Source organism: Cupriavidus sp. UGS-1 (assembly GCF_021213615.1).
Taxonomy (GTDB): domain Bacteria; phylum Pseudomonadota; class Gammaproteobacteria; order Burkholderiales; family Burkholderiaceae; genus Cupriavidus.
Genome location: NZ_JAJQJF010000003.1, coordinates 362,338 through 387,437 on the forward strand (window position 1 = coordinate 362,338; position 25,100 = coordinate 387,437).

At 67.6% G+C, this 25,100-nt stretch carries 22 protein-coding genes; 16 read left to right on the forward strand and 6 right to left on the reverse strand.

What is annotated here, in order from left to right; genetic code table 11:
• Window positions 1-48: 48 nt before the first annotated feature.
• Together LRR16_RS06495 and LRR16_RS06500 are read right to left on the reverse strand one after the other, a co-directional pair.
• The gene (locus tag LRR16_RS06495; protein ID WP_064575320.1) at window positions 49-540 is read right to left on the reverse strand and encodes a VOC family protein; all 492 of its coding nucleotides are present in this window, start codon (window positions 538-540) and stop codon (window positions 49-51) included.
• Between the two features lie 189 nt (window positions 541-729).
• Entirely contained in the window at window positions 730-1,389 is a 660-nt protein-coding gene (locus tag LRR16_RS06500; RefSeq protein WP_232205289.1) for a glutathione S-transferase, read from the reverse strand.
• A gap of 190 nt (window positions 1,390-1,579) precedes the next feature.
• Between LRR16_RS06500 and LRR16_RS06505 the strand changes: the two genes are divergently transcribed.
• The gene (locus LRR16_RS06505; protein WP_232205229.1) at window positions 1,580-2,179 is read left to right on the forward strand and encodes a TetR/AcrR family transcriptional regulator; all 600 of its coding nucleotides are present in this window, start codon (window positions 1,580-1,582) and stop codon (window positions 2,177-2,179) included.
• On the opposite strand, the gene LRR16_RS06510 is transcribed toward LRR16_RS06505, so the two are convergent.
• The gene (locus LRR16_RS06510) at window positions 2,168-3,667 is read right to left on the reverse strand and encodes a HAMP domain-containing sensor histidine kinase (protein ID WP_232205230.1); all 1,500 of its coding nucleotides are present in this window, start codon (window positions 3,665-3,667) and stop codon (window positions 2,168-2,170) included. The genes LRR16_RS06505 and LRR16_RS06510 overlap by 12 nt on opposite strands.
• A 114-nt stretch (window positions 3,668-3,781) precedes the next feature.
• Between LRR16_RS06510 and LRR16_RS06515 the strand changes: the two genes are divergently transcribed.
• From LRR16_RS06515 to LRR16_RS06540, 6 genes are all read left to right on the forward strand, one after another.
• Window positions 3,782-4,222, forward strand: a complete 441-nt coding sequence (locus LRR16_RS06515) for a helix-turn-helix transcriptional regulator (RefSeq protein WP_232205231.1) — start codon at window positions 3,782-3,784, stop codon at window positions 4,220-4,222.
• A gap of 76 nt (window positions 4,223-4,298) precedes the next feature.
• A complete protein-coding gene (locus tag LRR16_RS06520; protein ID WP_232205232.1) occupies window positions 4,299-4,709 on the forward strand; it encodes a VOC family protein in 411 nt (136 codons plus the stop codon).
• Window positions 4,710-5,041: 332 nt separating this feature from the next.
• Window positions 5,042-5,683, forward strand: coding sequence for a (2Fe-2S)-binding protein (locus LRR16_RS06525; protein WP_232205233.1), 642 nt, complete (start codon window positions 5,042-5,044; stop codon window positions 5,681-5,683).
• Window positions 5,680-6,861, forward strand: a complete 1,182-nt coding sequence (locus tag LRR16_RS06530) for a xanthine dehydrogenase family protein subunit M (RefSeq protein WP_232205234.1) — start codon at window positions 5,680-5,682, stop codon at window positions 6,859-6,861. The genes LRR16_RS06525 and LRR16_RS06530 overlap by 4 nt, the downstream gene beginning before the upstream one ends.
• Window positions 6,858-9,152 carry a xanthine dehydrogenase family protein molybdopterin-binding subunit gene (locus LRR16_RS06535; RefSeq protein WP_232205235.1) on the forward strand — a complete coding sequence of 765 codons (2,295 nt, stop codon included), beginning with the start codon at window positions 6,858-6,860 and terminating at the stop codon, window positions 9,150-9,152. Before LRR16_RS06530 ends, LRR16_RS06535 begins: the two co-directional genes overlap by 4 nt.
• 177 nt (window positions 9,153-9,329) lie before the next feature.
• Complete coding sequence (locus tag LRR16_RS06540; RefSeq protein WP_232205236.1) at window positions 9,330-10,145, forward strand: MetQ/NlpA family ABC transporter substrate-binding protein; 816 nt, start codon at window positions 9,330-9,332, stop codon at window positions 10,143-10,145.
• A gap of 7 nt (window positions 10,146-10,152) precedes the next feature.
• Here the strand turns inward: LRR16_RS06540 and LRR16_RS06545 are convergent, their stop codons facing one another.
• Entirely contained in the window at window positions 10,153-11,067 is a 915-nt protein-coding gene (locus tag LRR16_RS06545) for an EamA family transporter (RefSeq protein WP_232205237.1), read from the reverse strand.
• A 101-nt stretch (window positions 11,068-11,168) separates the two neighbouring features.
• Between LRR16_RS06545 and LRR16_RS06550 the strand changes: the two genes are divergently transcribed.
• Window positions 11,169-12,056 carry a LysR family transcriptional regulator gene (locus LRR16_RS06550; protein WP_232205238.1) on the forward strand — a complete coding sequence of 296 codons (888 nt, stop codon included), beginning with the start codon at window positions 11,169-11,171 and terminating at the stop codon, window positions 12,054-12,056.
• Window positions 12,057-12,114: 58 nt separating this feature from the next.
• Here LRR16_RS06550 and LRR16_RS06555 read toward each other — a convergent pair whose 3' ends face one another.
• Window positions 12,115-12,963 carry a tetratricopeptide repeat protein gene (locus LRR16_RS06555; protein WP_232205239.1) on the reverse strand — a complete coding sequence of 283 codons (849 nt, stop codon included), beginning with the start codon at window positions 12,961-12,963 and terminating at the stop codon, window positions 12,115-12,117.
• Window positions 12,941-15,004: a bifunctional 2',3'-cyclic-nucleotide 2'-phosphodiesterase/3'-nucleotidase gene (locus LRR16_RS06560; RefSeq protein ID WP_232205240.1), complete on the reverse strand. Its 2,064-nt coding sequence runs from the start codon at window positions 15,002-15,004 to the stop codon at window positions 12,941-12,943. Before LRR16_RS06560 ends, LRR16_RS06555 begins: the two co-directional genes overlap by 23 nt.
• Before the next feature lie 284 nt (window positions 15,005-15,288).
• Here LRR16_RS06560 and LRR16_RS06565 point away from each other — a divergent pair, with 284 nt between their 5' ends.
• The 8 genes from LRR16_RS06565 (at window position 15,289) to LRR16_RS06600 (ending at window position 25,099) form a co-directional block, all read left to right on the forward strand.
• A complete protein-coding gene (locus tag LRR16_RS06565) occupies window positions 15,289-15,810 on the forward strand; it encodes a sigma-70 family RNA polymerase sigma factor (RefSeq protein ID WP_232205241.1) in 522 nt (173 codons plus the stop codon).
• 28 nt (window positions 15,811-15,838) lie between these two features.
• Entirely contained in the window at window positions 15,839-16,873 is a 1,035-nt protein-coding gene (locus LRR16_RS06570) for a FecR domain-containing protein (protein ID WP_232205242.1), read from the forward strand.
• Between the two features lie 230 nt (window positions 16,874-17,103).
• Complete coding sequence (locus tag LRR16_RS06575) at window positions 17,104-19,563, forward strand: TonB-dependent receptor (RefSeq protein WP_232205243.1); 2,460 nt, start codon at window positions 17,104-17,106, stop codon at window positions 19,561-19,563.
• A gap of 31 nt (window positions 19,564-19,594) precedes the next feature.
• A complete protein-coding gene (locus tag LRR16_RS06580) occupies window positions 19,595-20,329 on the forward strand; it encodes a DUF4198 domain-containing protein (protein WP_232205244.1) in 735 nt (244 codons plus the stop codon).
• Entirely contained in the window at window positions 20,330-20,629 is a 300-nt protein-coding gene (locus LRR16_RS06585) for a DUF3649 domain-containing protein (RefSeq protein WP_006578879.1), read from the forward strand.
• The gene (locus LRR16_RS06590; protein WP_232205245.1) at window positions 20,626-22,275 is read left to right on the forward strand and encodes a PepSY-associated TM helix domain-containing protein; all 1,650 of its coding nucleotides are present in this window, start codon (window positions 20,626-20,628) and stop codon (window positions 22,273-22,275) included. The genes LRR16_RS06585 and LRR16_RS06590 overlap by 4 nt, the downstream gene beginning before the upstream one ends.
• Window positions 22,272-22,559, forward strand: a complete 288-nt coding sequence (locus tag LRR16_RS06595; protein WP_064575348.1) for a DUF3325 family protein — start codon at window positions 22,272-22,274, stop codon at window positions 22,557-22,559. Before LRR16_RS06590 ends, LRR16_RS06595 begins: the two co-directional genes overlap by 4 nt.
• Before the next feature lie 278 nt (window positions 22,560-22,837).
• The gene (locus LRR16_RS06600; RefSeq protein WP_232205246.1) at window positions 22,838-25,099 is read left to right on the forward strand and encodes a DUF6603 domain-containing protein; all 2,262 of its coding nucleotides are present in this window, start codon (window positions 22,838-22,840) and stop codon (window positions 25,097-25,099) included.
• The last annotated feature ends 1 nt before the right edge of the window (window position 25,100 follow it).

Below are 25,100 nucleotides of genomic sequence, written 5' to 3' on the forward strand. Positions count from 1 at the left end.
CACAAGACTTGAACGGGCGCTATCGCAACGAGAGTCAGGGCTGTTACATCAAGCGCCTTGTCCACCGAGCCGTGCCGCCTCGATCGCTGCGATGTCGATCTTCTTCATCGTCATCATCGCGTCGAATACGCGCTTGGCCGCCGCGCGATCCGGGCCGGTGACCGCGTCAGTCAGGGCACGCGGACTGATTTGCCATGACAATCCCCACCGGTCCCTGCACCACCCGCATTCGATTTCCTGTCCGCCATTGCTGACGATCGCGTTCCACAGGCGGTCGGTTTCGGCCTGGTCGTCGGTGGAAATCAGAAACGAGAAGGCCTCGTTGTGTTTGACCTGCGGGCCTCCGTTCAATCCGACGCAAGGAATGCCGATCACCGTGAATTCGACCATCAGGACATCGCCCTCCTTCCCGGACGGATAATCGCCCGGCGCCTTGTGGATGGCGCCGACCGCGCTGTCGGGAAAAGTCTGGGCATAGAAGGTGGCGGCATCGAGCGCGTCGTTGTCGTACCACAAGCAGATCGTGTTCTTGCTGAGCATGTCGTGTCTCCTGGAGCGTCAAGAATCCGTCATCGGACGCCGCGCTCGCGCAGCGGCCGCTGTCCACATTGGTGGGCCGGTCCAGCGGATCGAGCGGATGCCGTTGTCGGGCCCTTGTCGGGCCCTGCCACTGTCGCACACTCTCGCCACAGGAGCGAGGCCAGCGCTCCACCATCACGGCTGCGATCTTCAAGCCGATGCGCGGGACAGCGCCGAGAACACCGGCTGGCTGCCGACCGTGGGGCGTTGCAGCATTCTCGCGTACCAGGCTCGCAGCGCCTCGCACTCGGGAGGCACCGGCAGCTTGACCAGAGCGGCAAAGATCAATCCACCGATCACCGCGATATCCGCCATCGAAAAAGCCTCGCCAGCGACATACGGCTGCCGTTTGAGGACCGAGTCGAAATAGTGCATGCCCCTCACTGCCTTGTCGCGTTGGCGCAAGCCCCATTCCGCGTTTTGATAGATTTCGACATCCGGCCCCAACCCCGGGGTGCCGTGATGGAAATAGACACTGATGGCATCAAGCAATTCCAGTTCGGCGCGCTTGTTCATCATGTGGATGATGCCTTTTTCGCGCGCCGTCCGGCCGGTCAGAATCGGTTGGCCATCGACTGCGTCCAGATATTCGGTGATGGCCGTACATTCGGCAATGCACGTGCCATCGCCAAGCTCGAGCACCGGCAGTGTGCCCGAGTAATTCCTGGTGGCAATGAACTCCGGCCTTTTGTGCTCGCCCTGGTAAAGATCCACCATCACGAATTCGACACGCGACTGAAGGTTCTTTTCGGCCAAGGCAATGCGAACGCGCGTTGGATAAGGCCCGGTCGGGAAATCGTAGATCCGCATCGGGGATATGGTTGTGGCGGTGATGCTGTTGGAATGGGAAGTCACGATTGCCGTTCTCCAAAGTGAATGGCGGGTCCGATGGAGGGCGTGTTGACCTCCGCAGTCTATCTACCTAACGATCGTTAGGGTCGACGATAGAAGGTACAATGCGGCACGTCAAGAACTGGTTGTGGTCCGAGAGGCACAAACGATGACAAAGCACACGAGCGCGAGAGAGACCCCTGGCCCCGCCTCCGGCTCCAGGGTGCGAATCCTGGCCGCGGCCACTCGCATCGCGCAGGCGCACGGCTACGGCGGCTTGAATTTTCGTGATCTCGCGGAGGCGGTGGGCATCAAGGCCGCCAGCATCTACCACCATTTCGATAGCAAGGCCGATCTTGGCGCGGCCGTAGCGCGGCGTTATTGGCAAGGCACAGCGGACGCTCTTGAAGAACTGCTCGCCAGATCGCCGGATTCGCTATCAAGCCTGCATCGCTATCCCGAGTTGTTTCGCAAGGCGCTCGAAAGCGGCAATCGCATTTGCCTATGCAGCTTCATGGCCGCGGAAACGGATGACCTGCCGGAAGTGGTAAAGGCCGAAGTCAAGGCCTTTCAAGACGTGAATATTGCCTGGCTGAGCAAGGTGTTGTCGGCAGCGGCCGTAGTCGATCCGGCTCAGAGCGGCCAGCGGGCACGCGCGATCTTTGCCGCCATCGCGGGCGCTCAACTCGTTGCAAGAAGCCATGCCGACATTGCTGTGTACGACGCGTTGGTCGACAGTTATCGAAACGCTGGTCTTCTACCGGCATAGCGTCTTTTCTGCTGGCTGAACGAATTCGGGCCGCACCAATTCGGCGCGGCCCGTTTCATCGCACATCCGGCCCATGGAGGGCCGGCAATACGTGATCGATATCAGGCGGTGGCTGCCGTGACCGGGGCTGGCGGCGGGCGGTGCGGTTCGCAGCGGCAATACCACCCTTGCCACGAGCCCCGGCCCGCCATCCACGCGCCCCGTCAGTTCGACGCGGCCGCCCAGGTTCGCGGCAATCGTCTGCACGATGGCGAGTCCGAGTCCACTGCCCTCTTCGTCGGTCGCGCCGCCGCGGTAGAAGCGCTCGAAGACCCGCAGGCGAGCGGCCTCGGGAATGCCCGGCCCGGTGTCGGCCACTTCGATCACGACATTGTCCCCGCCACCGCCACCGCCACCGCCTTCGTCGCGGCGCACGCTCACGTCTACCCGCCCTCCCCGGCCGCCATACCGGATGGCATTGTCTGCAAGGTTCTTGATCAGCATGCGCAGATCCGTCTCCGTGGCGGCGAGCCGCACGTCGTCCAGCCGCTCCACGCCCAGGTCGACGCCGCGGTCGATGGCAAGCGGCAACAGGTCGGTCACGACATCGGTGACGACAGCGGCCACCGCCACGTTATCCAGCGCGCGCGGCGTGCCGATTTCCGCGCGAGCCAGTTCGAGCAATCTGGTAATCAGCGTTCCCGTGCGCCGGATGCCGCGGCGCAGTTCTTCGAGTTGCTCGTCGATGTTGTCGCGCGGCGCGAGAATCAGGTTCTCGACCTGCAGCTGCAGGGCGGTCAGCGGCGACCGCAATTCATGCGCGGCGTTCGCGATAAAGCTGCGCTCCGTATTGATCAGCCCGGACAGCCGGACCATCATCCGGTTGACCGATTCCAGGAAGGGGCGCAGTTCCTCCGGCGCGGTGCCGGTATCGACGGGCTCCAGATGATTGAGGTCGGCCTGCGCGACGCGCTCGCCGATCACGCTCAATGGCCGCAGCGCCTGTCTGACGCTGACACGGATCGCCCATACCAGCACCGGCATCAACACCACGACGGGAATCGCGGCCCACGCCGCCACCCGTCGCGCATTGGCCGCGCGGACCGCTCGCTGCTGGGCAATCTGCATGTAGGCATCGCCGGCCTGCATCGCGAACACGTCCCAAACGAGCCCGCCGGCTTCCACGTCGGAGAAGCCGAGCTGCATCCGCGGCAGCAGCACCCACGGGGCGCTGCTGTGGCCAGGGCGGACGCCGTCGTCCGGCCCCCAGGTCTGCACCAGCACAGGCGGGGCCGGCGGGGGCTTGCCTTGGGACGGCGCCGGCATGACCGGTGGTGCGGCGCGGATCGCGGCGGCGGCGTGCCGCAGATCCTCGTTGAACTCGCTGGCGAGCTGCCGGACCACGATCCACGCGCCCAGCGCGCCCAGAAGTCCGACAAGGAGCGCCAGGCCGCCGAGCGACAGGCTCAGACGTCGGTGCAACGATCCGAGGGCAGCGGTCTTGGCCATGTCCGACTCCGGTCAGGTTCACGAACGCAGTGTGGGTGATTGGTTTCCCCGTGCCAATCGGGTTGGCCCTGCCCCGAGGTTGAGCCCGTGACTTGCGCATGGCACGATACGGCGATGCCCGCCGCCGCCCCCGACACCACGCTACGAGACCTGGCCCGCCTGCGCCGCGTCCGCGACCGCATCGATCGCGACTACGCCAAGCCGCTCGACGTCGAGGCGCTTGCCCGGGGCGTCCACATGTCGGCCGGCCATCTGAGCCGCCAGTTCCGACTGGCGTACGGCGAATCCGTCTACTCCTACCTGATGACCCGGCGCATCGAGCGCGCGATGGCGCTGCTGCGCCGCGGCGACCTGAGCGTGACCGAGGTCTGCTTCGAGGTCGGATGCGCGTCGCTGGGCACGTTCAGCACGCGGTTCAGCGAACTGGTCGGCGTCTCCCCGAGCGTTTACCGGCGCGACTGCGCCGGCCAGGCCGAGGGCATTCCCGCCTGCGTCGCCAGGCAGGTCACGCGACCGATCAGGAATCGAGAAGCGCCGGAAAAAGAGCCCGTCTAGACTGGCTCACATGGCTTCGAGCCCACGCCGCGACGGCGCGGCCGACGCCTGTCCTCAAACACCATGGAGCCTGATCTTGGACATCACCATCCACTCGACCTTCCTGCCCCACACCGACCCGGAGGTCTCGCTGGCCTTCTATCGCGACGCCCTGGACTTCGAGGTGCGCAAGGATGTCGCCTTCGGCGGCCATCGCTGGATCACCGTCGGTCCGAAGGGCAAGCCCGACACCTCGATCGTGCTGTACCCGCCCAATGCCACGCCCGGTGTCACCGAGGACGAAAAGCGCACCGTCGCCGAGATGATGGCCAAGGGAACCTTCGCAATGCTGCTGCTCGGTGCCAGGGACCTGGATGCCGTGTTCCAGCGCCTTCAGGAGCGCGACGCGGAGATCGTGCAGGAGCCGACCGACCAGCCTTACGGCGTGCGCGATTTCGGCGTGCGCGATCCGGCCGGCAACATGATCCGGATCCAGCAGTTGAAGTGAGGTCGAACGGGCGGCGCGCGTTGGATCGATTGATGGCTCGCCGCCATCCCCGTACCCTGCCCTTCCCTTGGGGAACCCCTGCTGCGATGCCTGACGTTTTTACCAACGACTACGCGTCAAGATTGCATCGCCTCACCGTATCCTCCGCACGCCAAAGCAGCTCCCGGATGTAGCACGGCGCACGTTTGCCGGGGATTGGTGCCGCCTTGGCGTCCAGCCGCCGCGCCAGCCGCCTTCTGCCGCCTCTCCTGCCGCATTGGCGCAGCCCTTGCGTGGCCGCCCAAGGTGCTCCGCTTCTGTCGGGGCCTGATGGCGACACACGGAGGACCGACATGCTGGCACCCGAGCCCAAACCGATCACCCGCTCCCCGCATAACGAGCCTCGCCCCGTGCCCTCGCGGCTGCCGGTACGTCTTCGCATCAATGGCGCCGATTACACGCTGCACGTCGAGCCCTGGGTCACGCTGCTGGACCTGTTGCGCGAGCAGCTGGACCTGACCGGCACCAAGAAGGGCTGCGACCATGGCCAGTGCGGCGCCTGCACGATTCTTGCGGACGGCCGCCGGATCAATGCCTGCCTGGCGCTGGCGGTCGCCTACGATCAGGCCGACATCACGACCGTCGAAGGACTCGCCCGGCTCGGTGGCGACGGGCATGCGCTGCATCCGCTGCAGCAGGCCTTCATCGAATGCGATGCCTTCCAGTGCGGCTATTGCACGCCAGGACAACTGTGCTCGGCGGCTGGCTTGATGAACGAAACCCCGCCGCGCAACGTGCCGGAGATTCGCGAGCGGATGAGCGGCAATCTGTGCCGCTGCGGCGCGTATCCGCAGATCGTCGAGGCGGTGTCCCGGGTCGTGCTGAACGGCCGCGCACGGGACGAAGGCGCACGCCAAACGGAAAACGCAGACGAAACCGCCGCGATTCCTGCCGGCGCAACGCCGTCATCGGCAACACCGGAGCAGACGCCATGAACCCGTTCCGCTATGAACGCGCCGACACCATGCCGGTGGCGCTTGCACTGATCCATGAGGCCGCCGAGCGCGCATCGGGCAATGCGTCCGCACGCTGCCTGGCGGGCGGCACCAATCTGGTCGATCTGATGAAGGTCGACGTGATGCGCCCCGTCACGCTGGTCGACCTGGGCCTGCTGCCGCTGGCCGAGATCGAGGAACAGCCCGACGGCAGCCTGCATCTTGGCGCGATGGCGCGCAACGCGGACACCGCCGAGCATCCGCTGGTGCGCGAGCGCTATCCGCTGCTGCGCGCCGCGATCCTGGCCGGAGCCTCGCCGCAGATCCGCAATATGGCGACCAACGGCGGCAATCTGCTGCAGCGCACGCGCTGCTACTACTTCTACGATGCCGGCGTGCCGTGCAACAAGCGCGCGCCGGGCACCGGTTGTCCGGCCGCGACCGGGCTGGCCCGCCAGCACGCGATCCTCGGCGCCACCGAGCATTGCATTGCGACCCACCCATCGGATATGTGCGTGGCGTTGGCGGCGTTGGACGCGACGGTCCATGTCGAATCGGTCAGCGGCACGCGCGAGATTCCGTTCGGCGAATTCCATCGCCTGCCGGGCGATCGGCCGGACATCGATACCACGCTGGCGCCCGACGAGATCATCACGCATCTGTCGCTGCCGCCGGCCGAGGCCTTCGCCGCTCACAGCTGCTATCTGAAGGTCCGCGAGCGCGCCTCGTACGCCTTTGCGCTGGTGTCGGTGGCGGCGGCTCTCGATCTGGAGGCCGACGGCCGCATCCGCGCCGCCCGGCTCGCACTGGGCGGCGTCGCCCACAAGCCCTGGCGCGACACCGAGGCCGAGGGCCTGCTGGCCGGCAAGCCGGCGGACGCCGAAGCGTTCGCCGAGGCGGCCCGTTTCGTGCTGCGCGACGCGCGCGCCTGGGGCGGTCCGGCGCTGCCGGAAAGCTGGCCGGACAGCCCGCGCAACGGCGGCACCAACCATGCCCCGAATAACGGCCCAAATAACGGCCCAAATAACGGCCCAAATAACGGCCCAAATAACGGCCCAAATAACGGCTTCAAGATTCCACTGGCCGAGCGCGCGATCGTGCGCGCGCTGGAAATGGCGGCGGCCGGCATCCTGACCAACACCGGTCAGGACGCCTATCGCGAGGAGACACTGGCATGACCAAGACCGTGCTCGAACCGATCGACGAGAATCAGCAGCCGGTGGCGCTGCCCGGCTCCGGGCAGTCGGGAATCGGCACGCCGACGCCCCGCATCGACGGCGTTGCCAAGGTGACCGGCCACGCGCGCTACGCGGCCGAGCATCCCGCGCCGGATCTCGCCTACGGCGTGGTGGTCAACAGCACCGTTGCGCGCGGCCGCATCGTTTCGATCGATGCAAGCCAGGCGTTGGCGGTGCCCGGGGTCATCGACGTGATCACGCACGAGAACCGTCCCAAGGTCCGCTCGCTGCGGCTGTTCTACAAGGACATGACGGCCCCGGCCGGCTCGCCGTTCCGGCCGCTGTACGACGACGAGATTCACTACAGCGGCCAGCCGGTCGCGCTGGTGGTGGCGGAAACCTTCGAACTGGCGCGCTACGCCGCGATGCTGGTCCAGGTCCAGTACGAGGCCACCCCGCACGAAACGAACCTGCTGGCCAACTTGCAGCACAGCCACGAGCCGTCCTCGCTGAAGGCTGGCTATTCGCCAACACCGAAGCCGAAAGGCGACGCCGATGCGGCCTTCGACGCCGCGCCGGTCAAGATCGATGCCGAGTACTACGCCGGCGTCGAGCACCACAACCCGATGGAGATGCACGCCAGCACGGTGATCCGCGACAGCCGCGGCCATCTGCTGATCCACGACAAGACCCAGGGCTCGCAGAACTGCCGGTGGATGGTGTCGCGCGTCTTCGGCCTGCCCAAGCGCAAGGTGGTGGTGCGCAACCAGTTCGTCGGCGGCGCCTTCGGCTCGGGCCTGCGGCCGCAGTACCCGCTGCTGATGGCGGTAATGGGCGCGCTGAAGCTGCAACGCTCGATGCGCGTGGTGCTGACCCGCCAGCAGATGTTCACCTTCGGCCATCGTCCGGAAACCTGGCAGCGCGTTCGGCTGGCCGCGGACACCGAGGGCCGGCTGAAGGCCGTGATCCACGAGGTCGCCGCGGAAACGTCGCGCCATGAGGACTACGTCGAGGTCGTCGCGAACTGGTCGGGACAGCTCTACGCCAGCGAAAACGTTCGCCTCGAATATCGGCTGGTCGATCTGGACCACTACACACCGATGGACATGCGCGCGCCGGGCGCGGCCCACGGCGTGCATGCGCTGGAAGTGGCGATGGACGAGCTGTCGTACGCGGTCGGCATCGACCCGCTGGCGCTGCGGCTCGCCAACTACGCCGAGCGCGACGGCAACAAGGGCCTGCCCTTCTCGACCAAGTCCCTGCGCGTATGCTATGACGAGGGCGCCCGGCGCTTCGGCTGGCACAAGCGCCCGCTGCAGCCGCGCTCGATGCGGGACGGCCACGAACTGGTCGGCTGGGGCATGGCCACGGGGACCTGGGACGCGATGCAGATGGCCGCGCGCGCCAGTGCGACGCTGCATGCGGACGGCATGCTCGAAGTCGCCAGCGCGGCCAGCGACATTGGCACCGGCACCTATACCGCGATGACGCAGATCGCGGCTTCCGCGATGGGCCTGCCGCTGGAACGGGTGGTGTTCCGCCTCGGCGATTCGGAATTGCCATTCGCGCCGATCGAGGGCGGCTCCTCGCATGTGGCGACCGTCGGCTCGGCCGTCGACGGTGCCTGCGAACGCCTGCGACGCCAGCTGTGGCGCCTGGCCCGAGGACTGCGCGACAGCGCCTTCCACGGCTGCGGCTTCGAACAGGTGGCATTCCGCGACGGCATGATCTGCCTGCGCTCCGATCCCGCCGCTGCGATGCCGCTGACCGATCTGCTGTCGGCCAACGGCAAGGACAAGCTGGGCGTGCGCTATCTGCTGGTGCCCAATCTTGCGGAACAGAAGAAGACCGTCCGAGCGGTCCATTCGGCCGTGTTCTGCGAGGTACGCGTCGACGAGGCGCTGGGGCTGGTGCGCGTGATGCGCGTGGTCAGCGCGGTGGCGGCCGGCCGCATCGTCAATCCGCTGACGGCCCGCAGCCAGGTGATCGGCGGCGTGGTCTGGGGCATCAGCCAGGCGCTGCACGAGGAAACGCATGCCGACCATGCGCTGGGCCGCTTCATGAACCATGACATCGCCGAGTACCACGTCGCGGCCAACGCCGACATCCGCGATATCGATGTCGTCTTCATCGAAGAGGACGACCGCATCGTCAGCCGCATCGGCGCCAAGGGCGTCGGCGAAATCGGCATCGTCGGCGTCGCGGCCGCGATCAGCAACGCGATCTTCCATGCGACCGGCAGGCGGCTGCGGACGACGCCGATGACGCCGGACAAGGTGATGGCGCGGTAGGTCGCCCCCAACGCAGCCCGATCGTTGCGCATATGCGCCCGCCGCATATGCGCATGCCAATTTGCAGCTTCGCTCCCGTCTCGCCCGTCCCTACAATGGGCCGGCATGTTCCCCGGCGCAACCGCGCCGCAGCAGAACCAGTCGCAGAACAGAATCGAGAACCAACGGGAGAATTCGATGCGAGTCGCAAGCCGAGTCCGGATACTGGCCGCCCTTCTGCTGGCGGCCGGCGCCATGCAGTCCGTCAGTGCCGCGGACCCTGACAAGAAGGAAATCCGCTTCGGTGCGACCGCCGGCCCCTATGCCGACCAGATCCGCTACGGCATCAAGCCGATCCTGGAAGGCCGAGGCTACAAGGTGACCATCGTCGAATTCAGTGACTACGTGCAGCCGAACCTGGCGCTGGCGGACGGGGCGCTCGATGCCAATGCCTTCCAGCACTCGGTCTATCTGAAGACCTTTTCGGCCGACCGCAAGTTGCAGCTGTCCGAGGTAATCCACGTGCCGACGGCACCGATCGGCATCTACAGCCGCAAGCACAAGGCGCTGAGCGACGTGAAGCCGGGCGCGACCGTCTCGCTGCCCAACGACCCGACCAATCTGGCGCGCGCCATCGCGATCCTGCAGCAGATCGGCTGGATCACGCTGAAGCCCGGTACGGACGCGGTCCGTGCATCGGAGCGGGACATCGCCGGCAATCCGCACAAGCTCAAGCTGGTGCAGCTCGAAGCGGCGCAACTGCCCCGCTCGCTCGACGATGTCGACTATGCCTTCGTCAACGGCAACTTCGCGCTGGCCTCCGGGCTGAAGCTGACCTCGGCACTGGCGCTGGAAAAGATCCCCGACTACTACATGAATCTCGTGGCCGTCAAAACGAGCGATCTGAACAAGCCCTTCGTTGCCGATATCCGGGATGCCTACCGCTCCGCCTCGTTCAAGGCCGTGACGCAGCAGCGCTTTGCCGGCTTCGTGGTGCCGGCATACCAGAAGTAGCGTATCGTCACGGCCGCCCCGCGCTCGCGGGGCGGCGTCCCGACAGCAGCGGCCGGATCGCGATGGCCATCAGCGCCAGCCAGATCATTGCCAGCGCGATCACGGTATTGGCCGATACCGGCTGCCGGTAGACGAACGTCGCCACGACGAACTGCGTGGTCGGCAGGATGAATTGCAGCAGGCCGCTGATCGACAGCGACAGGTGGTTGGCCGCATAGGAAAACAACATCAGCGGAACCGCCGACACCAGCCCGGCCATGGCCAGCGCGGCCAGATGCGGCTTCGACATATCCGCCGGCAGGGCAAGCGTCATGTCCGAGAACATCAGTGCCAGGCCGCAGCCGATCGACAGGAACGCCGTCTCCATCAGCAGGCCGCTGACCGCGTCCAGCGGCGTGAACTTCTTCAGGCAGGCATAGCCACCCCAGCTGATCGCGGCGGTCAGGTATAGCCAGTGCTGCAGTTCGCCGCTGCGCCACAACAGCAGTGCGATCGCGGCCGCGATGACCAGCAGCGCGCCGCCGACGAGCTTGTCCACCTTCTCGCGAAACACGATGATCCCGGCCGCGATCGAGATGCACGGCGCCGTCAGATAGCCGAGCCCCGTCTCGACGACGTAGCCGTAGATCGAACTCCAGATGAAGACGCTCCAGTTGACCACCACCAGGCACGATGCGGCGACATGCAGCGCCAGAACGCGCGGCGCCAGCTTGCCGCGCAGGGCCCGCAGCCGCCCCGTCAGCCACAGGATGGCCAGCAACGTCGCCAGCGAAATGAAGATGCGATAGCCGACCAGCGTCATCGGTGCAATGCTCGCCAGCAGCCGCCAGTACAGCGACGACGCGCCAAACACGACGTTGGCGGACACGCCGGCCGCTGCGGCGGCCATGCCGTTCGGGATTGCGAAACGCGATGCGGTCATCCGTTGAGCCTCGTCGATGCAGTTGCCTTACCGAAACTGTATGATCGACTGTCCATCGCGTAAAATGAATTATCCCGAACGGATCATTCGGAGAAATCGATATGCTGGAGTTGTCGGACCTGAAGACCTTCGCCGCCGTCGTGCAGGCCGGCGGTATCAACAAGGCCGCGGAATCCCTGCATCGTGCGCAATCGAGCATCACCGTCCGCATCCAGCAGCTGGAAGACAAGCTCGGCGTGACGCTGTTCCATCGCGACGGACGCAAGCTGGCGCTGTCGCCGGCGGGCAAGGTGCTGATGGACTATGCGGAACGGCTGCTCGATCTGGCCGACGAAGCGGCCGAGGCCACCCGCAACGACAGGCCCAGCGGCACGCTGCGGCTCGGCGCGATGGAGAGCACGGCGGCGGTTCGCCTGCCTGCGCCGCTGGGCCTGTTCCACGAGATGTATCCGGACGTCGCGCTGGAACTGTCGTCGGGCGATCCGGCCGAGCTGGCGCAACTGGTCATCGATGGCCGGCTCGATGCGGCGCTGACCACCGACCCGGTCTCCGACAAGCGCTTGAACGCGATGCCGATCTACGAGGAAGAACTGGTCATCGTGGCCGGCGCCGGCCATCCGCCGATCGCCTCGCCCAAGGACATCCCCTCGAAGACGATCCTGGCCTTTCCGCGGGGCTGTCCGCATCGCCGCTGCCTCGAGGACTGGTTCGCCCGCTCGCGGACGCGGCCGCGGCGCGTCGTCGAAGTCGGCTCCTATCACCTGATCCTGGGCTGCGTGGCGGTCGGCATGGGCGTTGCGCTGGTACCGCGCAGCATCGTCGGCATCTACAGCGAGCGAGCCCGGCTGAGCCTGCATCCGCTGCCCGCCAAATCAGGCCGCATGGTGACCCGGCTGATCTGGCGCAAGGATGCGGCCGAGGCCAATATCCTGGCGCTCTCCCGGACACTGCTCAAGGGCAGCAGCAAGCCGCCGGCCAGCCCAGCCTAGTCGCGCGGCGGGAGCGGCGAACCCGATCGACTGGGCAGGTGTTCAATCCGGGGCGATTTCAGGGCTCGAGGGCCGGATGCTTGAGCGCGTGCGCCGTCTCGACCAGGTGGAAGCGGAAGTTGCGCTCGTCGGGATCGAGGCCCAGCTCGCCATGGCGGTAGGCGATGGCCAGTGCCTGGATCGATTCCGGATGATCGCGCTCCGCGGCAGCTTCGTACCAGGCCACGGCCTTGGCGTCGTCGCGCGCTACCCCGCTGCCCTCGCGATAGGCGTTGGCCAGCATGAACATCGCCTGCGCCACCCCGCCCTCGGCCGCCACCGTGAACCAGCGCGCCGCTTCCCCGGGGTTCGGCTGCGCACCGTAACCGCCGCGATGGAGCAGGCCGAGGTAGTAGGCCGCGCCGACATGGCCCGCCTCTGCCGCGGCGCGCAGATGCCGCCAGGCCGCCTGATGGTCGGGCTTGCCGTTTATCGCCGCGCCGCCGTCGCGGCCAGCACCGCCAAGGAACGCGGCCTTGCCGAGCACGAAATTGGCACGCGCGTCGCCCGTCGCCGCCGCGCGCTGCAGCCACTGGCGTGCCTGTTCTCGCTCGGCGGCATTTGGCCGCGACCCCAGCGCTTCGCCCAGCGCGGTCTGCGCGGCGGTCTCGCCGCGCTCGGCCGCGGCACGCAGCGCGGCCAGCGCGTCAACGTCGCCGGCCGCCGTGGCCAAGGTCTGCCATTGCGCCAGCTGCATCCGGCGCGCGTCGTCGTGGTGCGCGGCATGGTGGCGCCAAAGCGCCGCACCGGCGACGCATGCAGCGGCCAGCAATACCGCCATCGTGCCGATGACCGGCAACGGACGCAGCCGGCGCCACGCGAAGCGCTTGCCGCCGCCCGGCCACTCAGCTGTCGAGGTCGATCGCATATTTCGCCAGGTTCTTGCCGGAGCCGTCGTCGGCGCTCTCCAGCGTGATGTTGGTGAGACCGGCGGCCTGCGCCTGCGGCAGCTGCCCCGGCGCGGAACTGAACACCACCTTGCCCGCGGTCGCGACCTTGGTGAAACGCCAGCTGCGTGCCGAGCCGTTGGCGGCACGGGTGATGGTGCCGATCTTCTTGATGTAGGCAATCAGCACGTCGCGGTTCGCATCGGGCGAGGCGTAGACGGTCTTGCTGCCGTCCAGCCCCGGGAAGTTGCCGCCGCCGCTGGCGCGGTAGTTGTTGGTGGCGACGATGAACTGCTGGCTGGCGGTCACCGGCGCGCCGAGGTAGCTGAGATTGCGGATGCGGCTGCCGACCGGCTGCGTTACGTCGATCTCGTAGCTCAGGTCCGCGCTGGTGAACATATCGAAGTTGTAGCCCGGAAAGCTGCTGATCAGCTTCTGCTCGGTGGTGGCCGTGGTGCTGATCTGGTTGAAGCGGCGCGCCGCGGTCTCGAGCCAGGCCTTCAGCTCGTCGCCGTTGACCTTCACCGCGTAGACCGTGTTCGGATACAGGTAGAGATCGGCGGCGTTGTTGATGGCCAGGTTGCCGGCCTGCACGTCGGTGTAGTCGCTGCCCCCGCCGAAACCGCTCTTGAACGGCGCCGACACCGACAGCACCGGCAGCGATGCCAGCTCCGGCAGGTTGGCGGCGATGTAGTCCTTGACGTAGGCGGCCTGCGCCTGGTTGACGATCTGGATCGCGCCCGGATCCCCAACGTCAGCAAAGTAGCTGTTCATCCGGTAGTCGGTGGTGCCGATCGGCGTCTTCACGTAGGCGATGGTGGCCTGGTGCTCGGCTTCGATCGCGGCGGCGACCTCGGGGTCGGCCTCGACATAGCTCTTGTCGGCCTTCTGGATCGAGCGCGCCTGCACCGTGGTCGCGTTCTTGTCGACCGTCCAGCGCGTGCCGTCATGGGCCAGTTCGAGCTTGATCACGCCAAGGTGCTTGCCCCAGTAGTTCGCCATTACCGTCGGCACGCCGTTGACCAGCCCCTTGGCCTTGTCGACGCCCGGCAGGTTGAATTGCGCCACGGTGCTGGTGGCGTCGGGGAAAATCTGGTGCGAATGCCCGATCAGCATCGCATCGACGCCGGGCACCTTGGACAGATGCCAGCTCGCGTTCTCCATGTTGGGCGAATACGTCGACGCATCGAGGCCGCCATGCGAGATCACCACCACCAGGTCGGCGCCCTTGGCGCGCATTTCCGGGATGTATTGCTCGGCGGCTTCCCTGGCGCCGACCGTGTAGACCTTGCCGTCGAGCCAGCGCTTGTCCCAGGTCATGATCGCCGGCGGCGCGAAGCCGATGATGCCGACCTTGACGGGCACCGTCACGGCCTTGCCGTCGGGCGCCGTGGCGCTCAACTGCCGCGTGATGATCGTGTAGGGCTGGAACAGCGGCGCCTTCGACTTGACGCTGTAGACGTTGGCCAGCACCTGCGGAAACGTCGGGCCGGCGCAAGCGGTCTGCGCCGCCGGCTCGGGCAGCCCATCGACGTTGAAGCGGTTGCCGGTGACCTGGTTCAGGAACGGCAAGCCGTAGTTGAACTCGTGATTGCCGATACCGCCGCCATCGAACCTGGCTGCGTTCATCACCTTGTACATCGCCAGCGTATCGCCGCACGACAGCGGGCTGACCTGCGCCTGGTAATCGGCCAGTGCGGTGCCCTGGATCGTGTCGCCGTTGTCCAGCAGCATCGTGTTGGGGAATTCGGCGCGCGCCTGCTTGATCAGCGTCGAGACGCGCTCGAAGCCCATGGTCTGGTCTTCGGCCAGCTTGAAATAGTCGTAGCTGCGCACGTTGCTGTGCAGATCGGCGGTCTCCAGCAAGGCCAGCGTGGCCCGGGTGCCCGGCGCGACCGCGGCCGGCGGCGGCGTGCCCGGACCGGGATTGCCCGCGCCGTCGTCATCGGAACCGCAGGCAGCCAGCACGGCAACCGTCGCCAGGGCCGCCAGCCTGGTCAACCTGGATTGGAGTGAGGACACGGGTCTGCTCCTTTGCTGGGGGAGAAGCCGAACATTGTCGCGGCCGACTATGGCGGCGGCATGGCAGAAATGTGGCAACAGGCGGACGGCGGACGACGCGCACGCCGTCCTTGCGGCTGGCCCCGATGCTGCCTTGACAGATTTCGTTTAACTCTGTTATTAATAATGATTACTATTTGCATCATTCTGTTTTCGTCACCTTTCCTTGCCATTCCGCCTTCCGCTCTGCCGTGTCCGCCTCCGCCCCGCCGGAGCGGCGGTCGAGCGGAATCTCCTGCTGCAACATGCCTACGCCGGTCTGCCTGCCACCCACGAGCATCGAGTCGCTGTATTGCGACCACCATCTATGGCTCAAGGGCTGGCTGCACCGGCGCCTGGGCAGCGCCGAGCAGGCCGGTGACCTGGCGCACGACACCTTCGTGCGGCTGCTGAACAGCGACCGTGTACCGAGCCGGCTGGACGAGCCCCGCGCCTACCTGACCACCGTCGCGCAGCGCCTGGTGTCCAACCACTGGCGGCGCGAGAAGCTCGAACGCGCCTATCTGGAAGCCCTGGCGCAGGCGCCAAGCCGCGCCGAACTGTCGCCGGAGGAACGGGCGATCCTGCTCGAGACCCTGTTCGAGCTCGATTGCCTGCTCGACGGGCTGCCGCGGATCGTCAAGGAAGCCTTCCTGCTGTCCCAGCTCGACGGGCAGACGCACGGCCAGGTCGCGCAGGCGCTGGGCATCTCGATTCCGACGGTCAAGCGCTATGTCGTCAAGGCGCTGCAGCGATGCTTCTTCGCCGACCTGTCGTTCGTCGGATAACGACCGCATCCACCCGGATATCGCCGCCTTGGCCTCCACCTGGTACCAGACCACCGCCGATGCGGCCAATATCCCGGCCGACGTGGCCGAGCGCGCGCTGGAATGGCTGCTCGAGCTGCAGGGCGAGGACGTGGCGCCCGAGGTCGTCGAGGCCTTGCAGCGCTGGCGCGCCGCGCATCCGGATCACGAACGGGCCTGGCAGCGGATCGAATCGGTCAAGGACCGGCTGCGGCCGCTGTCCTCGCCGGTGACCGCCGAATTCGCGCGGGCCGCGCTCGCCCCGCCGGGATCCCCAGGACCGACCAGGCGACGGCGCGCGATCAAGGTGCTGGCGCTGTCGCTGTTCGCCGGTGGACTGGCCTGGAGCGCGCGTGACCAAACAGCGTGGCGCCAATGGGCCGCGGACCATCGCACCGCGGTCGGGGAACGGCGCGTGGTGATGCTGCCGGACGGCACGCAGCTGTGGTTGAACACCGCCAGCGCGGTCGATATCGAATTCGATGCGGTCCAACGGCGCGTCAGGCTGCTGGCCGGTGAAATCCTGATCGCCACGGCGAAGGACGATGCATCGCCATCCCGGCCCTTCCTCGTCGAAACCGCGCAGGGCACGGCGCAGGCGCTCGGCACGCGCTATGTCGTGCGCCAGCGCGGCGACGATACCGACGTCAGCGTCTTCGAGGGCAAGGTCGAAATCCGCCCCAATGGCAGAGGCAATGATGGCCGCTCGATCGTGCTGCCGGCCGGCTATCGCGCCAGCTACACCGCGGACGGCATCACGTCCCCTGCCCCGGCCGAGACCGCCGGCGCGTCGTGGGCCGAAGGGTTCATCGTCGCCCGCAGCATGCGGCTGGACGATTTCCTGGTGGAACTGGGCCGCTACAGCAACGACGCATTGTCGTGCGACCCGGCGCTGGCGGGCCTGCGCGTGTCCGGCTCGTTCCCGGTCGACGACATCGGCAAGGTGTTGAGCGCGTTGGGCACGACGCTGGATGTGCGCACCGAAGTGGTGACACGGCTGTGGGGAAGGCGCGAGATCCGGCTGACCCCCAAGCCTGCCGCGTAGCGACCCGATGCCGACGATGCCCGAAAACCCACCACGTCATTCCCGCGAAAGCGGGAATCCAGCGTCCTGGCAAGCCACTGGGTCCCCGCCTTCGCGGGGACGACGCAGAATTGCCGGCCGACCCATTACCGGAGATCTGAAAAAAATTTGCCGCGAGCTGATCCGTTTTGGTTTTTCGCGGGTCATGGAGGTGAGCACTCCAACTTCTCCTCCTTCAGAAAGGTCAGATCATGGCTTCCCTCCGGGTCCACGTCACGGCGCCGACGCGCCAGCCCACTCACCGATTCCGGCGCAAGCTGCTGGCCCGCGCGGCGCGGCAGATCGCATGCGGCGCCGCCGTGGTGCTGCCGGCGCTGTCCTTGCCGGCCATCGCCCACGCACAGCCGGCCGCGGCCAGCCGCAGCTATGACATCCCGGCCGGCACGCTCGAATACGCGCTCAGCCGCTTCGGCCGCGAGGCCGGCATCATGCTGTCGTTCAAGCCGGAACTGACCGCCGGCCGCAGCAGCGGCGGCCTGAAGGGCGACTACACGGTTCGCCGCGGGCTGGACACGCTGCTGGCCAGTTCGGGGCTGGCGGCGGTCGAGCAGGCGAACGGCACCTACGTCGTCACTGGCGCGCCGCGGTCTGCGCAGGCCGGCGACGGCGTCGCGACGCTGCCGACGGCCACCGTGGTCGCCTCCGCCAACGACGGCGGGCTGCCCGCGCCCTATGCGGGCGGCCAGGTCGCGCGCGGGGGCGGCCTCGGCGTATTGGGCATGGCCGACGTGATGGACGTGCCGTTCAGCACCACCAACTACACGGCCGAGATGCTGCAGGACACGCAAGCCCGCACGCTGGCCGACGTGGTCGTCGGCGAGGCCTCGGTGCGCACGCTGACCTCGAGCGGCGGCTTCGGCGAGGACTTCCAGATCCGCGGCTACACCGTGTCAAGCGGCGACGTTGGCTTGAACGGCCTCTATGGCATGGCCTCCGCGAGCCGGATGCCGGCGCTGATGATGGAGCGCGTCGAGGTGCTCAAGGGCCCGGGCACGCTGATGTACGGCATCGGCCCGAACGGCAGCATCGGCGGCGCGATCAACGTGGTCACCAAGCGTGCCGGCGACGAGCCGCTGACCCGCCTGACCGGCACCTTCCAGAGCAAGTCGCAGCTCGGCGTGCAGGCGGACATCGGCCGCCGCTTCGGCGACAACAAGGAATGGGGCGTGCGCTTCAACGGCGCCTACCAGAACGGCAAGACGACGCTGGACGATGGCCGCGCCGAACAGACGGTCGGCGCAATCGGGCTCGACTATCGCGGCCGCAAGCTGCGCTGGTCGCTCGATGCCTACAGCCAGCACGAGGGCATCGACAACTTCCGGCCGCAGATCGGCTTCCTGGCCGGCGTCACGTCGATTCCCGAGGCGCCGTCCGGTCACCGGAATTTCTACCCCGGCACCAAGCTGAACCTGCACGACACGGCCGTGATGAGCCGGGTCGAATACGACCTCGCGCCTAACCTGATGGTATGGGGCGCGGCGGGCTATCACGAGGGATCGACGTATCAGGACTTCCCGTCGGGACGAGTCGATGCCCTGGGCAATTTCACCGTCAACAACGCCTGGTACGACGCGTACAGCAAGACGCGCACCGCCGAGGTCGGCGCGCGCGCAAGCTTTGCAACCTGGAACGTCGGCCATACCGTTACGTTCAGCGCGACGCGGCTCAATCAGGAGGCCGGCAACTTCTATCGGGCGAATCCGCTCAGCGACGGCGTGCCGTCCAGCATCTACAACCCCGTGCCGATTCCGCCGGTGCGCGGCACCCGTGACGAACCGCAGCGCGCCTCCGAAACCGAACTGACCAGCTTCTCGCTGACCGATACGCTGTCCTTCGCCGACGATCGCGTGCTAATCACCGGCGGCCTGCGCCACCAGCGCGTGGCGCTGGAAAATTTCACGGCTGGCGTGCAGTCGGGCAAGTACGACGACAGCGCGGTCTCGCCGCTCGCCGGCATCGTGATCAAGCCGCTGTCCAACGTGTCGGTCTACGGCAACTACACCGCGGGCCTGACGCGCGGCGGCGTCGCGCCGGCCGGCACCGAGAACGCGGGCGAGGTCTTCGCGCCGTACAAGTCCCGGCAGTACGAGGCCGGCGTCAAGGTCGACTGGAGCCGCCGCGTCACCACCACCGTCTCGGTGTTCCAGATCGAACGCCCGAGCGCCGTCACCGATCCCGCCACCAACATCTACAGCTTCGACGGCGAACAGCGCAACCGCGGCCTGGAACTGTCGGCCTACGGCGAAGTGATGCGCGGCCTGCGGCTGATGGCCAGCGCGACCTTCTTCGACGCCAAGCTGACCCGTACCGCCGGCGGCGTCAACGACGGCAAGGACGCCAACAACGTGCCCAAGCGCACCTTCAACCTGGGCGTCGACTGGGATACGCCGTGGGTGCAGGGCCTGAGCCTGTCCGGCCGCGTGCTGCATACCTCGTCGATGTACTTCAACGCGGCCAATACGCTGAGCCTGCCCAGCTATACCCGCTACGATATCGGCGCCCGCTACCGGACCCGCATCGGCAGCACGCCGGTGGTGCTGCGCGCCAATGTGCTGAACCTGTTCAACGACAACTACTGGCTGGCCAGCGGCACCTATGTCACCGTGGCGGCCCCTCGCACGCTGATGCTATCGGCGCAATTCGACTTCTAACGGCTATCCAGGACTATCCAAGGACGATTCCATGAAACCTACCGCATCGCTTGCCTTCGCGCTGATGGCCTTCGCCACCGCGGCGCAGTCGCACCAGATCTGGATCGAACAGGCGCCGGGCCAGAACGCCAGCGTCCGCTTCGGCGAGTTCGCCGAGAACCTGCGCGAGGTCTCGCCGGGCACGCTGGACAAGCTGGGCGTGCCGAGCGCCGCGCTGCTGTCGTCCAAGGAAGAGCGGGCCGCCGACGGCGTCAAGACCGGCGACGGCTATGCCCTGCCCTTCCGGGCCAAGGCCGGCGACGCGATCGTGGCCCAGGCGCCCCACTACCCGCTGTATCCGTTCAAGCGCGGCGACCAGCAGCTGACCGGCTGGTATTTCCCCGCCGCGCGGCTGGTGACCGAGCTGGCGCCACAGGCGCCGAAGCTGGTGCTGGACGTGGTGCCGGCGGGCAAGGCCGGCGAGCTGCAGGTCTTTTTCAGCGGCAAGCCGCTGCCCAAGGCCAAGGTCGCGCTGGTCACGCAGTCGGGATGGGCCAAGGAAAAGCAGACCGACGAGCAAGGCAAGGTCGCCTTCGACATGCCGTGGCAAGGGGTCTATGTCGCCGAGGTCAGCCACCAGGACGAAACCCCGGGCGAGCGCCAGGGCCAGGGCGGCCCCGAGCGATACCATCGCGTCGACTATGTCAGCACGCTGACCTACGTCAAACCCGACGGCCTGCCCGCCGTGCCGGCCATTCCTGCACCGTCCAAGAAGGCCAGCCACTAAATGCAAGCCGCCGTGCCCCGAGCCCTGAAGATCGGCTCGCTCGTTTCGCGCATCGTCGCCGCGGTGCTGGGCGGCTATGCGCTGGCGGCGCTGGCCAGCGTCGCCGCGCTGGCGCTGCCAATCAGCAAACCGCAGGCCGTGCTGACCGGCATGCTGGCCAGTTTCGCCATCTACGCGGGCGCCGTGATCTGGGTGTTCGCGGTACGCAGCGCGGGGCGCGCGTGGGCCGGCCTGCTGGTGGCGGCCGCCCCGTTGCTGCTGGCCGCCTGGTATGCCGGCGCCGTAGGGAGTGCATCGTGACGTCTACCGCGAAGGCCCCCAACAACAAAGCCGCCCAGGGCCGCGGTATCCGCCAGACCATGTCCGACCTGCATACCTGGGCCGGACTGCTGGTCGGTTGGATTCTGTACGCGATGTTCCTGACCGGGACGGTCAGCTATTTCAAGGACGAGATCTCGCAGTGGATGCGGCCGGAACTAGCCCATCAGCTCGAGGTGCCCGATCCCGCGGTGGTGGCCCAGCGCGTTGCCGACACGCTGGGGACCGTGGCCGCCGGCAGCCCGCTGTGGGGCATGGAGATGCCCACGGACCGGCACAACGTCGTCAGCGCGTTCTGGCGCACGCCGGGCGCGCCGTCCGGCAAGCGCGCCTTCGACAGCGGCACCTTCGATCCGGCCACCGGCCAGAAGGTCGCGGCGCGCGATACCAACGGCGGCGAGTTCTTCTATCGCTTCCACTTCCAGTTCCACTACATGCCGGTGCTGTGGGGGCGCTGGCTCGCGGGCTTCTGCGCGATGTTCATGCTGGTGGCGATCGTCAGCGGCGTAATCACCCACAAGAAGATCTTCGTCGACTTCTTTACCTTCCGCTGGGGCAAGGGCCAGCGCTCCTGGCTCGATGCGCATAACGCGCTGTCGGTGTTCGGCCTGCCCTTCCACCTGATGATCACCTATACCGGCCTGGTGACGCTGATGGCGATGTATATGCCGTGGGGCCAGCAGGCGGCATTCAAGACGCCGGCCGAGCGGCAACAGCTGACCGCGCAAATGAATGCGTCCCCGCCGCCCGTCAAGCCCAGCGGCGTGCCGGCCCGGCTCGCCCCGATCGACGACATGGTGCGCCTGGCGCAGGCGCGCTGGGGCCAGCACAACATCAGCCGCGTCACGATCGCCCATGCCGGCGATGCCTCGGCCCGCGTCACCGTGTTGCGCGGCGAGGCCGCGCGCGTGTCGATGAGCCCGCAGTACCTGGTGTTCAACGGGACCACCGGCAAGCTGCTCGAGGCGCGCGACAGCGTCGGCCCGGCGGCCGAGGTGCGCGGCGTCATGTATGCGCTGCACCTGGGGCGATTCAGCGATCTGCAACTGCGCTGGCTCTACTTCATCGTCAGCCTGGCCGGCACGGCGATGGTCGGCACCGGGCTGGTGATGTGGACCGTCAAGCGTCGCCAGAAGCTGCCGAATCCGGAGCGGCCGTATTTCGGCTTCTGGCTGGTCGAGCGGCTCAATATCGCGGCGATCGCCGGCCTGTCGATCGCGATGACGGCGATGCTGTGGGGCAATCGCCTGCTGCCGGCCGAGCTCGCAGCCCGAGCCGCATCGGAGATCCACCTGTTCTTCATCGCGTGGGCGGCGACGCTGCTGTACGCGCTGCTGCGTCCGGCGCGCAAGGCGTGGATTGAACTGCTGTGGCTGGGCGCCGCGCTGCTGGCGCTGCTGCCCGTGGTCAATGCGCTGACCACCGACAGGGGCCTGTGGCGCAGCGTCGCCGACGGCGACTGGGTGTTTGCCGGCTTCGATCTGATGATCTGGGCCTTCGCCGCACTGCACGCGATGCTGGCGGTGCGGACCGCGCGTCATCGGCCGAAGAGCAGGCCCGCCCCAAGGACGCGCGCGAGGTCCGTCACCACCACGGCCACCGCCACGCTGTCGGAGGACGGCGCATGATGGACCTGCTCGCCTTCCTGTTGTGCCTGGCCGCCTTCGGCGCGCTGGCGCTCGCGATGGAGCGCCATCAGCAAGCGATCTTTGCCGCTTTGCTGCCACGGCCGCGCACGCGGCTGCTGCGCGCGGCCGGCTGGCTGGGCCTGCTGCTCGCGTTGTGGTTGCTGGTCACGCACCGCGGCTGGGCGCTCGGCCTGGTCCATTACAGCGGGCAGACCAGCGTTGCAGCGGGACTCGTCTATGGCGCGTTGATCTGGCGGGAGCGGCGGCACGCGGCTCGCCGGTAACGCGGTCTCGATCGCTACGGCGTAAATACCCCCGCGCCCTCGCACTGTTTCAGCGCTGATACGAATAAAACCGCGCGAGAATCAGACCTGCACAGAATTCATTTGCGTCCCCCGTTGCTGTCGCCTCAGATAAGACGTCCCTGTCCTTCCATCGTGTGAGGCATCGGGGGTGCCGCGCGGCAACACGCGGCACTGCCCCACCCGGATCGCACGGACCGCCTGCTCGCCCGGCCTGATCGGGCGGTCCTCGATCGACGCAGTCCGCCAGGGCACGACGCATGGCCAGCAGCGAAGTCATCCGGTACGCGGTGGAATTGGGGCACAGCCTGCGGCGCACGCTCGGCCCGGCGGCTCCCTCCGCGGATCTGGATGCGCTGCAGGCCGCCGCACAGCAGCTGGACCAGTTCGCGCAGCAGGCGCCGTCGGCGGCCGCCTGGACCGCGGCGGTCGATGCATGGACCGCCGCGCGCAACAGGCTCGCGGCCCATCTGAACCGGTATCTGCTCGAAGGCTTGCCCGATATCCCGGGCCTGCAGGACCTGGTGCGCGCGCTGAACTGGGACAGCCCCCACGGCCTCAATGGCGAACTGCCGCTCGGCCCGCTGAAGCTGGCGCTGTCCTCGTCCGCGCTGGTACTGCAGCCCAGGCTGCCGGACGGCACCACGTTGCCGCCGTTCGCCGTCGGACCCCGGCAACCGTCCGGCATTGCGGTCTCGCTGCCCTCGCCGTTCGGCGGCGGCCTGCCCGGCGGCGGCGCGATCGTGCGGCTGCCTTCGGCGACCGGGTTCGGCGGCGCGCTGAACGTTCCGCTCGGACCCGTGTCGGTCAGCGCGTCGGCCGTGCTAGAGCGCATGCCCGACGGCGTGCCATCGTTTCTGGCGCTGATGGGCGTGTCGTTCGTCCCGCCGATCCAGCTGTCGTTCGGCTTCTCGCTGGACCGCGTCGGCGGCCTGGTCGGCGTGCACCGTCGCGCCGATACCGATGCGCTGGCGCTGGCCGTGCGGTCCGGCGCGGCGGCCGACACGCTGCTGGCCACGCGCCCGCCGGCGAACCCGAGCCTTGCGATCGAGGCGCTGCAACGCTTCTTTCCCGCGTTCCGCGGCAGCCATCTGGTCGCGCCGACCTTGCGGCTCGCGTGGCTATCGGCCGGCGCGGGCAGCTTCCTGTCGCTCGATCTCGGCCTGGTGGCCGAGGTCCCGAGCGGCAAGGTCGTGCTGCTCGGCGTCGCGCGTGCCGGCATTCCCGGCGTGCCTGGCTTGGTGCAGTTGCGGCTGGACCTGCTGGGCATCGTCGATCCGGCGCAGGCGCTGGTATCGCTCGACGCCAGCCTGGTCGACAGCCATGTGCTCGGCGTCTTCTCGGTGTACGGCGATGCCGCGATGCGGCTGCACTGGGGCAGCCAGGCGTATGCGGTGGTGTCGATCGGTGGCTTCTATCCGGGCTTCAACCCGGAGCCGGCGCAGTTGCCGGCCTTGCGCCGCGTCGGGCTGTCGATGCAAACGCTGGGCGGGCCGCTGTCGATCCGCGCCGAAGGCTATCTGGCGTTCACGACCAACACGATCCAGCTGGGCGGGCGGTTCGATATCACGTTCTCGATGGGGCTGACCGCGCATGGCTTCCTGCAGATCGACGCGCTGGTGCAGTTCCGCCCGTTCGCCTTCGTCGCCAATGCGTCCGCGGGATTCGACGTGCGCGCCGGCGGCTTCAGCTTCGGCGGCGTGCGGCTCGACGGCACCGTGTCCGGTCCCGGCCCGCTGGTGATCCGCGGCCGGCTGACCATCGAGACCTTCCTGTTCGACGTCTCCTGGGACGAGACCTTCTCGCTGGGCAGCGGCCCGGCCGACATGGCCGCGAACCCAGGCGAGCTGCTGACGATCCTGCAGCAGGAGATCGTCCGTGCCGGCAATGTGCGGGCCGCGTCGATCGACGATCCCGCGGTGGTGCTGGCCCCGCGCCCCACGCGCCCAGGCATCGCCGCGGTGCCGCCGACCGGCGCGCTGCAATGGTCGCAACGGCGCGCGCCGCTGGGCCTGCCGATCGACCGCGTGGACGGCCTGCCGCTGCCTGCACGCGGGGGCGCGCGTGTGTTGACGCCGGGCGAGCCGGTCCTCGAACGCTTCGCGCCGGGCCACTACTGCAACCTGAACGAGGCCGAGCAGCTGAACCGTCCGCCGTTCGACGTGCTCGATGCCGGCGTGGTGTTGAGCGGCGGCCCGCCCCACGACAGCGCGGCGCAGAACGACGACCGGAAAGTCGACCTGGTCGTGATCCTGCCCGGGCTCGAGGACGAATGGATCGCCCAGCGCACCGACCTCAGGGCGATCGCGCATCTGGTCGCGGCCAGCCATCGTCCCCCCGCGCTCGGCAACACGGCGCAACTGATCCACGCGGCCCGCGAAGTGTGGACCACGGTGCCGCCGACGGAATTCGCGAGCTACACCAGCGCCACCGCCGCGCATGCCTTTGCCCGCCACAACAGTACCGGGGGCGCGGTGCCGATGGCCGACCTGCTGTCGCCGGTCGACCTGTCCGGAGTCTGAG